The organism is Marinihelvus fidelis (assembly GCF_008725655.1).
Lineage (GTDB): Bacteria > Pseudomonadota > Gammaproteobacteria > Xanthomonadales > SZUA-36 > Marinihelvus > Marinihelvus fidelis.
The window spans coordinates 1-14,202 of record NZ_VYXP01000002.1 but is presented as its reverse complement, the minus strand read 5'-3'; the positions used below and the strand labels follow the sequence as shown (position 1 = coordinate 14,202).

The 14,202-nt window shown below is 60.9% G+C and carries 10 protein-coding genes and 9 tRNA genes; all 19 read left to right on the top strand.

Annotation, left to right across the window (positions count from 1 at the left end; genetic code table 11):
• Positions 1-60: 60 nt before the first annotated feature.
• On the top strand, positions 61-894 hold the full coding sequence (locus F3N42_RS01440; protein ID WP_150862613.1) for a phosphoenolpyruvate carboxykinase (ATP): 834 nt from the start codon (positions 61-63) through the stop codon (positions 892-894).
• Positions 895-988: 94 nt separating this feature from the next.
• Positions 989-1,228, top strand: a complete 240-nt coding sequence (locus tag F3N42_RS01435) for a hypothetical protein (RefSeq protein WP_150862612.1) — start codon at positions 989-991, stop codon at positions 1,226-1,228.
• Positions 1,229-1,349: 121 nt separating this feature from the next.
• The gene (locus F3N42_RS01430; RefSeq protein ID WP_191621159.1) at positions 1,350-3,278 is read left to right on the top strand and encodes a hypothetical protein; all 1,929 of its coding nucleotides are present in this window, start codon (positions 1,350-1,352) and stop codon (positions 3,276-3,278) included.
• 10 nt (positions 3,279-3,288) lie between these two features.
• A complete protein-coding gene (locus F3N42_RS01425) occupies positions 3,289-4,155 on the top strand; it encodes a hypothetical protein (RefSeq protein ID WP_150862610.1) in 867 nt (288 codons plus the stop codon).
• Between the two features lie 85 nt (positions 4,156-4,240).
• Positions 4,241-4,317 (top strand) — tRNA-Arg (locus F3N42_RS01420).
• Between the two features lie 56 nt (positions 4,318-4,373).
• Positions 4,374-4,450: transfer RNA gene (locus F3N42_RS01415), tRNA-Pro, on the top strand.
• Between the two features lie 20 nt (positions 4,451-4,470).
• A tRNA-Arg gene (locus tag F3N42_RS01410) sits at positions 4,471-4,547 on the top strand.
• Between the two features lie 68 nt (positions 4,548-4,615).
• A tRNA-His gene (locus F3N42_RS01405) sits at positions 4,616-4,691 on the top strand.
• Positions 4,692-4,697: 6 nt separating this feature from the next.
• Positions 4,698-4,773: transfer RNA gene (locus F3N42_RS01400), tRNA-Lys, on the top strand.
• 58 nt (positions 4,774-4,831) lie between these two features.
• Positions 4,832-4,924, top strand: a tRNA-Ser gene (locus F3N42_RS01395).
• 211 nt (positions 4,925-5,135) lie between these two features.
• A tRNA-Leu gene (locus F3N42_RS01390) sits at positions 5,136-5,220 on the top strand.
• A gap of 24 nt (positions 5,221-5,244) precedes the next feature.
• On the top strand, positions 5,245-6,555 hold the full coding sequence (gene tig / locus F3N42_RS01385) for a trigger factor (protein ID WP_150862609.1): 1,311 nt from the start codon (positions 5,245-5,247) through the stop codon (positions 6,553-6,555).
• Entirely contained in the window at positions 6,552-7,187 is a 636-nt protein-coding gene (gene clpP / locus F3N42_RS01380) for an ATP-dependent Clp endopeptidase proteolytic subunit ClpP (RefSeq protein WP_150862608.1), read from the top strand. Before tig ends, clpP begins: the two co-directional genes overlap by 4 nt.
• 38 nt (positions 7,188-7,225) lie before the next feature.
• A complete protein-coding gene (gene clpX / locus F3N42_RS01375) occupies positions 7,226-8,494 on the top strand; it encodes an ATP-dependent Clp protease ATP-binding subunit ClpX (protein WP_150862607.1) in 1,269 nt (422 codons plus the stop codon).
• Positions 8,495-8,685: 191 nt separating this feature from the next.
• Positions 8,686-11,097, top strand: coding sequence for an endopeptidase La (gene lon, locus F3N42_RS01370; RefSeq protein ID WP_150862606.1), 2,412 nt, complete (start codon positions 8,686-8,688; stop codon positions 11,095-11,097).
• A gap of 333 nt (positions 11,098-11,430) precedes the next feature.
• Positions 11,431-11,703 (top strand): HU family DNA-binding protein, encoded by a 273-nt coding sequence (locus tag F3N42_RS01365; RefSeq protein WP_150862605.1) that lies wholly within the window; start codon positions 11,431-11,433, stop codon positions 11,701-11,703.
• A gap of 13 nt (positions 11,704-11,716) precedes the next feature.
• Positions 11,717-11,792 (top strand) — tRNA-Val (locus F3N42_RS01360).
• A gap of 13 nt (positions 11,793-11,805) precedes the next feature.
• Positions 11,806-11,882: transfer RNA gene (locus tag F3N42_RS01355), tRNA-Asp, on the top strand.
• A gap of 85 nt (positions 11,883-11,967) precedes the next feature.
• Positions 11,968-13,890, top strand: a complete 1,923-nt coding sequence (locus F3N42_RS01350; protein WP_150862604.1) for a SurA N-terminal domain-containing protein — start codon at positions 11,968-11,970, stop codon at positions 13,888-13,890.
• Positions 13,891-14,202: the final 312 nt, after the last annotated feature.

Genomic DNA, 14,202 nt, shown 5'->3' with positions numbered 1-14,202 from the left:
TTGCCGCTGCCCGAACTTCCTGCGGCGTCGGCCCCGGGGGCACCTTCTTTAAGCGTCCGCATGGGTGCGCCATCCGGGTTTGACGCTGCCGGGTTCGATCTTGCATTCCAGTGGCGTCATCCTGGCCAGCCGGTGATCTGCCAGGTGGCAAGGTCTGGAGACGAAGTGCTGTTCGAGTATCCCGACATTGCATCGTTTGTCATCACCCGCCAGGCCGATATTTTCTGCATTCCCACCCAGCGTTGCCAGGACGCGTTGTTGCGCCACCTGCTGCTGAACCAGGTCATTCCCCGGTGGCTTGCGTCGCAGGGGTGTGCGCTGTTGCACGCAAGCGCAGTATGGCTGCCCGATGTGGGTGCGGTTGGCTTTCTGGGTAAGTCCGGGGTCGGCAAATCGACGCTCGCAGCGTCGTTTGCTGAGAATGGCGCGCTGGTCCTGGCCGATGACTGCATCATGCTCAAGGCGGATCCCATAGAGAAATCCGTTCAAGCCATTGGCGCTTACCCGGGGCTGCGGCTGTGGCCCGGTACGCCAGGCCTCACCAGCCGATATTCGTCGGTCCATTCGGGGACAGTAAAAAAGCAGGCCGTTTTCCACGAAACCTGCGAGTCAAACTCACAGCGATTGTCGGCGCTATTCGTGTTGACCGGCGAAGACGTCGAGAATGAAGGCTGTCATATAGACCGATTAACAGGCGCCGAGGCCCTGATGGCCTTGTTGCACGAATCACTGGCGCTGGATCCGTCAACGTCACAAAGTAGCGAACAGGCACTGATGCGCTTCGGTGAAGTCCTCGAAACCGGCGTTCCAGTGGCCAGCCTGACCTATCACAGGGCATTCGCCCGTCTGCCGGAGGTTCGGGCGGCGGTCGTTAACTGGTTGCAGGTCGAATAGCGATAAGCAGGTGGTCGCATCGCTATGGCGTTGTGCGGCTTTCCTTACAATAATTGCGATATAGTAGGGTGACAGTAACTTTGCGGGAAACTTCGTGGCCGACGACAAACAAACCGGGTCGCACTCAGAGGACTCGGAGATTGATAGTAGCCGCCGGCGCTTTTTACGTAAGGCCAGCTACACAGCGCCCGCGCTGGTTGCGCTTGGTGCGGCAGGCCATGCCCGTCGTGGCAGCGCGCAGTTCAATGGGCCGCCCAGCGCGCCGGAAACGAATACCAGTCCCGCTGACGACGAATCGCTTTTGAGGGATCTGGAAGAGCGCGATAGCGACTAGACTTAATTAGCGGGGCGGACAGCCCCGTTGGCGGACAAGGGGAATGGCCGCCAGGAATCAGTAAAGGGGCGTCTCGCCAGGATCGGCGACCGACCCCGGGGAAGACACCGGGAAAATGCATATGTTCAGGCCACTCATGGGTATTGCCATCGCCGGCATGCTGATGCACGCAACCGCGGTGCAGGCAGACCCGCCTTATTCATTCACAAATGTCGGTGGTATTGGCGGTGATTCAGTCACAGGCAGCGGACAGTGGGCGGTCATTACCGACACGGCCACCTGTGAGCTACAGATCTACCGCCTGAACTACTCCAACATGCTCTGGGAACTGGACCAGACCGTCAGTTCAATTTTGGCTGGAACCTGTGCGGGTGGCGGATTCGGGCAATCGAGTTCATTGAGTGGTGAGGCATTCGTTGTCGGTACTCCGCTTTACGACGACCAGGGGTTTTGTGATGGCTCCGGTGCGACCGATCGGGGCGCCATCGCGCTATTCAGCTTTAGCCTGGGTGCCTGGGAGCGAGAAGGGGGATTGAATTGCTTTAATTTCTTCCTGCAGGCCATGGAAGTGGCGCCGGATGACCAGGCCGGGGCGCAGTTTGGGTCCAGCGTTTCAATCAGCCGTGTCGACGACACCAACTACACGGTAGTCGTCGGAGCGCCGTTCCACGACGGCGTGGCTGGTGCGGACACAGGAAAGTTCTATGTCTACAGCTATAACACGGGGACAGGCGACTTGACGCTGGTCGACGATTGGGAAGGATCCTTTGCGGGAGATTTGCTGGGCTACGCGGTCACCGTGGATCACCCCTACATTTTGGTCGGTGCGCCGGGCACAGGGGCAGGCGGGGTCGATGACTCACAAGGTGCAGCGTTCGTCTACCACCTCAATGGTGGCGGACTTGTACAGACCAATATCCTGCCAGTGGGCGGCAGTGATTCAGTGGGCAGGGAGGTTTCACTGTCCGCCGCGTTTGCCATGGTTTCCAGCGACACCGATGCGTTTGTCTGGGAAAACACGGGCGATGCATCAAGTCGAAACTATGACGTTCTCGCGCAGACGGTTGGTGGGATTCATGGTGGGGACGTTTCGCAAAGTGCAGGGGTCGGCTTTTATGGTCGCAGGTTGCCGGGCCTGGTCGGGGCCACGGCAGTACGCGACCCCGTCAACGACGACTACACGTTTGTAGGATTCAATGTTCCTGCGGCACTGGATTACGCCGGGGACAATGTTGATGAAATCGGCGTCGACATCCGCGCCGACAGGGAATCACTTTTCTTCGCCAATTCGGCGGAAGACCGGGCCATCGTCTACCGATACCCGGCCGGTTTTGGTGGCTATGCCGAGACGGCGTACACCTATTACCAGCGAAGCGTTCCGTGCAATGTCGTCGGTCAGACGGTAGCCAACGTGTTCGGATACCTTGGTACATCCGCTGGTTCTGGCGGTGTTGATTACGACATCTATCTTTACGACCCGTCAGACGTGACAGATTCCACGCCTTATGTGCAACTGGATGATAACTACATGTTCACCACGGCGGATGCGGCGTACTCCATCTGGCTGGCCGTAGCGGATGGTGGAAAGTACACGCCCATTGGCAGTTGCACCGGGTTTACTGTCCCTGATTACCTTCTGGCGCAGGCGGGTAACACGCCCTTCGTCGACAACATCATGGCGTCCGTCATCATCGAGTTGCCGGATGCAGACACCGACCCGAATGGCGGCGATGATTTTGCCCGGGCGATGATCAACATGCCTTTCCCGCGCGCTGTTCGCATGGCCGATATCCGCTATGTGAACCAGAGTGGGTTCGTGGTGACGCTTGCGGAAGCGGATGCAAGCAATGACCTGTCGAGCACCTTCTATGTCTACGACCCCAATTCAACGATTCCTTCAGGACAGAATTACCGCGCCATCACGGCTGGCGGTACGCCGCCGTTCGAAGACCGTATCCATGGTTACGAGGGCTTCTGGGTCAAGGTCGAGCAGAACGGCGTGAATAACGGCCTTGATACGCATGCGCTGCAAATGCCGCAACCGGAGTGAGGGCAAGCTGATGACGAATGAAACTACTCCGATGTATGCGAAGCGCGGCCTGTTTGCTGCGGTGCTTTTCCTTGCGATGTTCGTCGCGACCGCGCCGGCGCTGGCGGCCAAGTTCAAGTTTGAGCCCAAGGCCAAGTCGTGGTATCTGCAGACCATCGCCGTGACGGACGATGGGCACTTTGATGACCGGTCCGGTGTGATCGGGCGCATTCCCGGGGGGCAGGACGGCAAGGACCTGCATGATATTCCTGCCTTTGCCAGCGTGAATGGCGCGCCTGTCGCGATCATCATGGTGCGTGGTGAAGAATGGGGTGACCATGCCGGGGAGTACCTGAGTGACTACCGCGCGCCGGGGCAGGGCCGGGCCTCATGGGACTTTGTTGTGACCAGTAATAATCCTGACGCCGAGATCACGCTGGGGTGGGAGGGGCTTTACACGATCAGCCAGAACGCGAAAGGTGGGTTCGAAACGACCCTTTCAAACAGGAACAAGGTGCTGAATGACCTTTACCTCGTCGATGTCGACAACGGCACCGTTGTCGGGCAGGGGATCATGGATGATGGCCACATTGTTCCGTACACGTTTGCGATGAACGGCGCCAGTGAACGTCACTTCCGATGGGTCGCTGGAAAGCCGAGAAAGAAAGACCTTGCCTATGACCAGGTCGTGACCCTGGAGTCGGTTTCCCCCCGCCAGGCAAACGAGCGACTGACGGCGAGAGAGCAGTCGCCAGCCACCGGGAACAGCAAGTCGAAGGCTGCGGGTTTTGGGGCGCCACCCAGTCTTGGAACGTTGCCGGGCGAAGGTGTTCGCCAATCAAACCGCCTGGACAGCCCGGTGATTCAACTGGAAATTGAGTCCGAACCGAGCCCATAGAAATCAGGCGTTGACTTCAAGCGACACTCTAAGCATAATGCGCCCCCTTCGCACCTGACCCTCCAATGGTTATGTTGCGAACCGCGCGCCCGTAGCTCAGCTGGATAGAGTACCTGGCTACGAACCAGGCGGTCGGGAGTTCGAATCTCTCCGGGCGCGCCATTTTTTGCTACGGGCCCCAGTCGGGGCCCGTTGTTTGTGGGTAGAATGACTTTGTTCGGGGTGTAGCGCAGCCTGGTAGCGCAACTGCTTTGGGAGCAGTGGGTCGGGGGTTCAAATCCCTCCACCCCGACCAGTTCGATGGCCGGTTTGTATGCGCCTGTAGCTCAACCGGATAGAGCACCGGCCTTCTAAGCCGACGGTTGCAGGTTCGAGTCCTGCCGGGCGCGCCACAACCGGTGCGAATAAGGTTATACTTTGCGGCCCGGTTCGCCTGGCCGGGGCCACAAACAGTTTTATGGTGGGCGTAGCTCAGTTGGTAGAGCACCGGATTGTGATTCCGGCGGTCGTGGGTTCAAGCCCCATCGTCCACCCCAATTTCAGGGCCATTAGCTCAATTGGTAGAGCAGTTGACTCTTAATCAATTGGTTCTAGGTTCGAGTCCTAGATGGCCCACCAAATAAAGGGGCCGGAGTGTCAAAGCTCCGGCCTTCTTTACAAGCAGGTCCAGGTTTTCGGAGAGGTGCCAGAGTGGTTGAATGGGCTCGCCTGGAAAGTGAGTATACGGTTTATAGCCGTATCGAGGGTTCGAATCCCTCCCTCTCCGCCACATCTTGAAATCTTCCGTAACACCCCCAATTCTTCGCAGTATCGCGTGCCCGGCATCAATGTTCCGTCATCGGCTTTTCGGGTAAAATGCGGGTAACGACTTAATAGCGCGCTCCGGGGCAGGGTCCTGTTCCCGCACCCAAGTCCGAAGTTCCGACCGCGGTTTGCGTTAAAGGCGTCGCGGCGGGCAGCGGACGCATCATCCCGTTTCGGCGAAAGTGGCGGAATTGGTAGACGCGCTGGATTTAGGTTCCAGTGGGGTAACCCGTGGGAGTTCGAGTCTCCCCTTTCGCACCAGTTTTCTGAAGGAAGAGCAATTTCATGCAAGTGACAGTTGAAAACCCCGGCGGCCTGCAGCGTCGCCTGACCGTGCAGGTTCCGGCCGGCGAAGTGCAGCAGCAGATCGACGCGCGCCTGCGCGAGATCGGTAAGACCGCCAAGCTCAAGGGCTTCCGCCCAGGCCGCGTGCCGATGAAGGTGCTGCAGCAGCGTTTTGGCCCTTCCGTGCGCAACGAGGTGGTCTCCAAGACCGTCGAGTCCAGCCTGATGCAGGCGATCCAGCAGGAGTCCCTGAAGCCGGCGGCCAACCCGGTGATCGATTCCATGCCGGAAGTAAAAGCCGGCAAGGACTTCGAATTCACGGCCACCATCGAGGTGATGCCGGAGGTCGACACCGTTGACGCCTCGTCCATCAAGATCCAGTCCATGGACGCCGAGATCACCGAGGGTGATATCGACGACATGCTGAACACGCTGTGCGAGCAGCGCGCCAAGTGGGAAGAGGTCAGCCGCGAGCCGAAAGACGGCGACCAGGTGCTGATCGAGTACGCCGCCGAGACCAAGGACGGCCGCGTGCCGGAAGAGGGCATGGCCAAGCTGGCGATCGCCATGGGCCAGTCCGGTTTCGACAAGCTCGAAGCCGAGCTCGCCAAGCTCACCGCCGGTGGTGTGGCCGAAGCCAAGCTCAAGTTCCCCGATGACTTCCGCCAGCCCGCGCTGGCCGGCAAGAAGGCCGACGTGTCACTGAAGATTGACAGCGTCCGCGAGAAGCACATGCCGGAAATCGACGCCGAGTTCATCCAGTCGTTCGGTATTGAGAGCGGCGACATGGACGAGATGCGTGTCGAGGTTCGCAAGAACCTGGAGCGCGAGCTCAAGTCCGCGCGCCTGACGCTGCTGAAGACGCAGATCCTGAATGCGCTGCTCGAAGCCCACGACGACCTGGAAGTGCCTGCTGGCCTGGTCCAGCAGGAAGCCGCACAGCTGCTGCAGGCGCAGGCGCGCCAGCGTGGCATCGAGCCGGATCCGGCACTGCTGCCGCAGTTCAGCGAAGTGGCCGGCAAGCGCGTCAAGAGCGGCCTTCTGATCAGCGAGATCGCGCGCCAGAACGACATCGTTGTCGACGGCGCCAAGGTGCGCGAAGCCATTGAATCAGTGGCCAGCACTTACGAACAGTCGCGTGAAGTGGTGCAGATGTACTACAACAACCCGGAGCTGCTGCGCTCGGTCGAAAGCTCGGTGCTGGAAGAGCAGGTGGTTGACTGGGTGCTTGAACACGCTAAAGTGGACGCCGAGGCGACCAGCTTCAAGGAGCTGATCAACGCCGCTGCGAAATCGAGGCAGGGATTATGAGCAACGCCGGCGCAATGGATACGCGCGCACTGAACCTGGTGCCCATGGTGGTCGAGCAGACTTCCCGTGGCGAACGTGCGTATGACATCTATTCCCGGCTTCTCAAGGAGCGGGTCATCTTCATCGTTGGCCCGATCGATGACCACACCGCCAACCTGGTGGTGGCGCAGTTGCTGTTCCTGGAGTCCGAGAACCCGGACAAGGACATCAATATCTACATCAACAGCCCGGGCGGTTCAGTGACCGCGGGCCTGGCCATTTACGACACCATGCAGTTCGTCAAGCCGGATGTCTCTACCATGTGCGTGGGGCAGGCGGCGTCGATGGGCGCGGTGCTGCTGGCCGCCGGTGCGGAGGGCAAGCGTTACGCGCTGCCGCACTCGCGGGTGATGATTCACCAGCCGCTGGGCGGTTTCCAGGGCCAGGCGTCCGATATCGACATCCACGCACGCGAAATCCTGAAGATTCGCGAGCAACTCAATGAGCTGCTTGCGGGTCATACCGGGCAGGACGTCGAGAAGATCGCCCGTGATACCGAGCGCGACCACTTCATGGGTCCGTCGGAAGCACAGGACTACGGCCTGGTCGATCGCGTTCTTGACAGCCGTGGCGGTGACAAGCAGAATCCGTAAAAACATCGGATTTTCATTGAGATATAGTACAAATCCAGATGACTGATAAAGAACAGAATTCCACGGACGGCAAGATTCTCTATTGTTCGTTCTGCGGCAAGAGCCAACACGAGGTTCGCAAGCTCATCGCGGGCCCCAGCGTCTATATCTGTGACGAGTGTGTCGAGCTGTGCAACGACATCATTCGCGAGGAGCTGGAAGACGCTGGCGTCGCCGACCGCGAGTCGCTGCCCATTCCCAAGGAAATCCACGCCTTCCTCGACGAATACGTCATTGGCCAGGAACAGGCCAAGAAGGTGCTTTCGGTCGCGGTGTACAACCACTACAAGCGCCTGGAGCCCGGTCGTCGGGACGAGGAAGTGGAGTTGGCCAAGAGCAACATCCTGCTCATCGGCCCCACCGGTTCCGGCAAGACGCTGTTGGCCGAAACGCTGGCGCGCATGCTCAATGTGCCGTTCACCATCGCCGACGCCACCACGCTGACCGAAGCGGGCTACGTGGGCGAGGATGTAGAGAACATCATCCAGAAGCTGCTGCAGAAGTGTGACTACGACGTTGAGAAGGCCCAGACGGGTATCGTCTACATCGACGAAATCGACAAGGTGTCACGCAAGGCGGAAAATCCGTCCATCACCCGCGACGTGTCGGGTGAGGGCGTGCAGCAGGCGCTGCTGAAGCTGATCGAGGGCACCATCGCCTCGGTACCGCCGCAGGGCGGTCGCAAGCATCCGCAGCAGGAATTCCTGCAGGTCGATACCTCGCAGATCCTGTTCATCTGCGGCGGCGCTTTCGCCGGCCTGGAAAAAGTCATCCAGGACCGTTCCACCAAGTCAGGCATCGGCTTCTCCGCCGAGGTGAAGTCCAAGGAAGCACGCATCGATATCGGTGAAGTGCTCGCCGAAGTCGAGCCTGAGGACCTGGTCAAGTACGGCCTGATCCCGGAATTCGTCGGTCGTCTGCCGGTGGTCGCCACGCTGCGCGAGCTCGACGAGTCTGCGCTGGTCCGCATCCTGACCGAGCCAAAGAACGCCCTGGTCAAGCAGTACCAGTTGCTGTTCGACATGGAAGGCTGCGAGCTGGATATCCGTGACGAGGCGCTGCACGCCATTGCCCGCAAGGCCATGGTCCGCAAGACCGGCGCGCGCGGCCTGCGCACCATCCTCGAATCCGTGCTGCTGGAAAGCATGTACGAGCTGCCGTCCATGGACAACGTCTCCAAGCTGGTGGTCGACGAGACCGTCATCGAAGGCGACGCCGAACCGCTGGTGCTGTACGAAAACTCCCAGCAGCAGGCTGCCGACGGCTAAGCTGCTTCGCGTCACGCGTCACGCGTCACGCGTCACGCGTCTCGCGTCACGGCTTCGTGGCGCGTCACCAATTGATTTCCCCCCGCGACGGGCCCATATGAATGACATCGACGTCCGGTTCGTCCGGACGTGTTGTATTCTTGAGTCTCACGCGCCATGAAAACCTCATGGCCCCTGATACGGGTTCCCGAATGTCCGAAACCAGACACACCATGATTCCTTCGCAACCCACGCCGGTGCTGAGCCTGCGTGACGTGGTGGTTTACCCCCACATGGTTATCCCCCTGTTTGTTGGTCGCGAGCGCTCCATCCTGGCGCTGGACCAGGCCATGAATGTCGACAAGCGCATCCTGCTGGTGACGCAGAAAAGCCCTGACGTTGATGAGCCGGAAGCGGACGACCTGTACGAGGTTGGCACGCTGTCCACGGTGCTGCAGTTGCTACGCCTTCCGGATGGCACGACCAAGGTGCTGGTCGAGGGCGGTGAGCGGGTGCAGATCACCGGTTACACCGAGGAGAACGGCTACTTCGAGGCCAGCTGGAAGTCCCTGCAGGTGCAGGAGCCGACCTCGGACAAGGAAATCGACGTGGCCATGCGCTCGCTGGTCGGATTGTTCGAGCAGTACGTCAAGCTGAACCGCAAGATCCCGCCGGAGCTGCTGACCACGCTGGCCGGCATCGACGACGCCTCGCGCCTGGCCGACACCGTCGCCGCTCACCTGGCCATCCGTCTGGAGCAAAAACAGGAACTGCTGGAGATGGGCAGCGCCTTCGAGCGTATCGAGCACCTGATGGGGCTGGTCGAAGGCGAGATGGAAGTGCTGCAGCTGGAGAAACGCATCCGCGGCCGCGTGAAGTCGCAGATGGAGAAATCCCAGCGCGAGTACTACCTGAACGAACAGATGAAGGCCATCCAGAAAGAGCTGGGTGACCTGGACGACGCGCCGAACGACCTGGACGACCTGGAGCGCCGGATCGAGGAAGCGGGAATGAACGAGGAGGCCAAGAAGAAGGCCACCTCGGAGCTGAACAAGCTGAAGATGATGTCGCCCATGTCGGCCGAGGCCACCGTGGTGCGCAACTACATCGACTGGATTCTCAGCGTGCCATGGAAGAAGCGTTCGCGGATCCGCAAGAAGCTGGACCAGGCCGAGGCCATCCTCGAGCAGGACCACTACGGGCTGGAGAAGGTCAAGGAACGCATCCTTGAGTACCTGGCCGTGCAGGCGCGTGTGAAAGCCATGAAGGGCCCGATCCTCTGCCTGGTTGGACCGCCGGGTGTCGGTAAGACCTCGCTGGGCCGTTCCATTGCCCGCGCTACCGGACGCAAGTTCGTGCGCATGAGCCTGGGCGGCGTCCGCGACGAGGCCGAGATCCGTGGCCACCGCCGCACCTACATCGGCTCGATGCCGGGCCGCGTGGTGCAGAACATGGCCAAGGTCGGAACGCGTAACCCGATGTTCATGCTCGACGAACTCGACAAGATGTCGATGGATTTTCGTGGTGACCCGTCATCAGCCCTGCTGGAAGTACTGGACCCGGAACAGAACAACGCCTTCAACGATCATTACCTGGAAGTCGATTTCGACCTGTCCGAGGTCATGTTCATCGCCACGGCAAACTCGCTGAACATCCCCGGGCCGCTGCTCGATCGCATGGAAGTCATCCGTATCCCCGGCTACACCGAGGACGAGAAGATGAACATCGCCGAGCGCTACCTGCTGCCCAAGCAGATGGAACAGCACGGCCTGAAGGAAGACGAGCTGACCGTGTCGCAGCCGGTGCTGCTGGATATCGTTCGCTATTACACGCGCGAGTCCGGTGTGCGTAGCCTGGAGCGCGAGATCGCCAAGATCTGCCGCAAGGCCGTGAAGAAGCTGTCGCTGGAGAAGGGCCGCGATTCGGTCACGGTGACGGTGCGCAACCTGGAGACCTTCCTGGGCGTCCACCGCTACCGCTACGGTATTGCCGAGGAATCCAACGAGATCGGCCAGGTGACCGGCCTGGCGTGGACCGAGGTGGGTGGCGAGCTACTGCAGATCGAGGCCACGCTGGTGCCCGGCAAGGGCGCACTGACCCTGACGGGGCACCTGGGCGATGTCATGAAGGAATCGATCCAGGCGGCCATGACCGTGGTTCGCAGCCGCAGCGACCTGCTAAGCATCGACGAGGACTTCCACAAGACGCTGGACGCCCACGTGCACGTGCCTGAGGGCGCAACACCGAAGGATGGACCCAGCGCCGGCATCGCCATGTGTACGGCGCTGGTGAGCGCGCTGACGCGCACACCGGTGCATGCGGACGTGGCCATGACCGGTGAGATCACGCTGCGCGGCAAGGTGCTGCCCATCGGCGGCCTGAAGGAAAAGCTGCTGGCGGCTCACCGCGGCGGCATGCGCCTGGTGATCATTCCGAAGGAGAATGAGAAAGACCTGGCGGATATCCCGAAGAACATCATCCGCAAACTGGACGTGCGCCCGGTGACGACCATCGACGAGGTGCTCGGGCTGGCGCTGACCGAGGCGCCGAAGAGCAAGAAACCGATCGGTGGCGGCAGCGCGAAACACTCGGATGATGCTTCCGAAGAGGTGCGCACGCACTGAAAACTGGGCAGGGCGGGGCCGCTTTGGCGGCCCGCGCCGATGGTGTTTCAATGCCGTTTAAAGGGTGAAATTTTGCGCGTTCCCAAGCAAAAGAATCGCTTGGGTTGGCTACTTCATCCAATACCTTCCAGGGTGCGCCGGAAAGCTGTTGCGCCGCCAACAAGGGGTGTATTAGTATCGTCCCACGCTCGCAGGCCGCGACCTGCAAGGCGCTCCGGGGGATAAGGGATACCCGGGTACAGAGACCATAGTTGGTAGTAGCCGTTTGCCACCGCAGTCCGTACAAGCCCCTCTGGATAGAATTTCACACACACTGATAGATGGAGTGCAAAAATGAACAAATCTGAATTGATTGATGCGATTGCTGATTCGGCCGGCCTGACCAAGGCGGACGCCAGCCGCGCCCTGGACGCGACCACTGACGCGATCGCTTCCGCGCTGCAGCGCGGTCAGACGGTATCCCTGGTAGGCTTTGGCACGTTCACCGTTCGCCATCGCGCCGCCCGCACGGGCCGCAACCCGCGCACCGGTGAATCCATCACCATCAAGGCTTCAAATAATCCTGCATTTAAGGCTGGCAAAGCGCTTAAAGACGCAGTAAACTAGCGCGCCTTCTGCAGGGTGCTTAGCTCAGCTGGGAGAGCATCGCCCTTACAAGGCGAGGGTCGGCGGTTCGAGCCCGTCAGCACCCACCAGTAAAGAAACAACGGAGTGGTAGTTCAGTTGGTTAGAATACCGGCCTGTCACGCCGGGGGTCGCGGGTTCGAGTCCCGTCCACTCCGCCAATGTTGAGAAAAGGGCGCCACGGCGCCCTTTTCATTATTAAGCCTCCCGTTACGATGGAGGCCTGAACAGGATCCTTTGTCGACCATGCTGCAATCCATTCGCGATCGACTGACCGGCATTCTGGCCATCGTCATTCTCGGTATTCTCGTTATTCCGTTCGCCTTCGTTGGCGTCAACAGCTACTTCAGCTCCGGCACGGGTAACCTGGTGGCGCTGGTCAATGACCAGGAAATCACTTTCAACGAATTCAACCAGAGCTTCCTCGACTACCGTCGTCGCCTGCAGGCGCAGATGGGCGATGCGTTTGACGCCTCGCGCTTCGATGGCGAAGTGGCGCGCCGGGAACACCTGGACCAGATGATCGACGAGACGCTGTTGCGCCAGGTCGCCGCGGACCTGAACCTGTCCGTCGATGACGAGCGCCTGGCCCAGCAGATTCGCGACATTCCGGCGTTCCAGGTCGATGGCCAGTTCAACGCCGATGTTTACCAGTCACGCCTGATTGCCTTTGGCCAGTCACCCACCCAGTTCGAGGCGCAGCTGCGCAACGACCTGGCGGTCAGCCAGCTGCCAAGCGGCATCCAGGCCAGCAGTTTTGCGACCAACCGCGAGGTGCGTAAATACGTCGCCCTGAGCGAGCAGCAGCGCAGTTTCGCCACGATCATGGTGCCGGCGGATATGGATGCCGTATCGACCGAGTTCAGCGACGAGGACATCGAAGCCTGGTATGCCGACAACTCGGAACAGTTCCGTACGCCGGAGCAGGTGGTCATCGAATACCTGGAGCTTGATGCTTCCAGCGTCGCCGCCGGTGAGCCGCCGAATGACGATGTGCTGCGCGATCAGTTCGAGGCGCAGAAAAACCGTTTCATGACGCCGGAACAGCGTCGCGTGTCCCATATCCTGGTCGAAGTGGCGCCGGATGCCGGCGACGCGGCCGTGGAAACGGCCCGTGAACGCGCCGAAGACATCGCCAGCCGGGCCCGTGACGGTGAAGACTTCGCCGCACTGGCCGAAGAGACCTCCGATGATATCGGCTCCGCGTCCCTGGGTGGCGACCTGGGCTTTATCGAGCCCGGCGTCATGGTCGAGGCCTTCGAGAACGCGGTGTACGAGATTTCCACTGAAAACCCGGTGTCTGACCCGGTACAGACCGGTTTTGGTTGGCACATCATTAAGCTGACCGAAGTCCGAGAGGCCGAAGGACAGAGCTTCGAGGAGGCCCGTGAGACCCTGCTGGCCGAGTACCGCGAAGACGAAGTTGACCGTGCTTTCCTGGGGCTGGCGGACCGCCTGGTGGACGTGATCTACGAAGACCCGACCACGCTGGAAGCCGCGGCGCTGGACCTTGGCCTTGAAGTACAGACCGTGGGGCCGTTCGGCCGCATGGGCGGTGAAGGTATCGCCGCGAACCCGGACGTGGTCGAGGCCGCGTTCTCCGACCTGGTCCTGCTGCAGGGCTCGGTCAGCGACCCGATTGACCTGGATGACCACCACCTGGTGATGGTGCGCCTGGCCGAGCACCTGCCGGCCGCCATCCCGCCGCTGGAAGACGTCCGTGAAGGCGTGATCGCGGGCCTGCGCGCCGAGCGCGCGCGTGACGAGGCCGAGGCGCGGGCAAACGCCCTGCTGGCCTCGCTGGAAGACGGTGCTTCACTCGAGGACCTCGCCGCCGGTGCGGGTCTCGAACTGGAGCAGGTCGATAGCGCGGCGCGTCGCCAGGCGACGCCCGACCGGGCACTGGTGGGCAACGTGTTTCGCCTCAAGCGTCCCGCGGAAGGCGAGACTGTCGACGCCGTGGTCGAGACCGGCACGGGCTACGCGCTGGTTTCCCTGCAGTCCGTGGTCGATGGTGTTGTCGACGAGGACAGCCCGCTGGCGACCCGCCAGGCACGCATGATGGTGGGTAATGCGGCCGCGAGCTTCGATGCCTGGGCGCTGGTGCGGCAGTTGCGGGAGCAGGCGGACATCGAGATCTTCGAGGACAACCTTTCTTCGGGGGGGTGATCGGCGATCTTGGCCGTCCCGTGGCCGGGTTAGGCCAGCCCGGGACACGCTGTGAATACATCCATGTACGCTTATCGGCGGCATCCATGCCGCCGATAGTCCCGGGCTGACCCAACCCGGCCACGGGACTACGAAGTCGCGATCACAATGAAGAAAGCCGCCCCAGGGCGGCTTTCGTCGTTTAGGGCGACACTGATCCTGTTGGGGTGACCAGGCTTGGGGTGGGTTTTCCCCGGGCCGGGGGCATCGGCGACAGGGATGTCGCCGATGAGCCTACAGGGATGTATCCACAGCGTCCCCCGGCCCGGGGAA

Bases quoted from the DNA above. Each gene is read 5' to 3' on its own strand.
- tig (WP_150862609.1), top strand. From the start codon at position 5,245: ATGCAAGTGACAGTTGAAAACCCCGGCGGCCTGCAGCGTCGCCTGACC.
- lon (WP_150862606.1), top strand. From the start codon at position 8,686: ATGTCCGAAACCAGACACACCATGATTCCTTCGCAACCCACGCCGGTG.
- F3N42_RS01425 (WP_150862610.1), top strand. From the start codon at position 3,289: ATGACGAATGAAACTACTCCGATGTATGCGAAGCGCGGCCTGTTTGCT.
- F3N42_RS01365 (WP_150862605.1), top strand. From the start codon at position 11,431: ATGAACAAATCTGAATTGATTGATGCGATTGCTGATTCGGCCGGCCTG.
- F3N42_RS01440 (WP_150862613.1), top strand. From the start codon at position 61: ATGGGTGCGCCATCCGGGTTTGACGCTGCCGGGTTCGATCTTGCATTC.
- clpX (WP_150862607.1), top strand. From the start codon at position 7,226: ATGACTGATAAAGAACAGAATTCCACGGACGGCAAGATTCTCTATTGT.
- F3N42_RS01350 (WP_150862604.1), top strand. From the start codon at position 11,968: ATGCTGCAATCCATTCGCGATCGACTGACCGGCATTCTGGCCATCGTC.
- F3N42_RS01430 (WP_191621159.1), top strand. From the start codon at position 1,350: ATGTTCAGGCCACTCATGGGTATTGCCATCGCCGGCATGCTGATGCAC.
- clpP (WP_150862608.1), top strand. From the start codon at position 6,552: ATGAGCAACGCCGGCGCAATGGATACGCGCGCACTGAACCTGGTGCCC.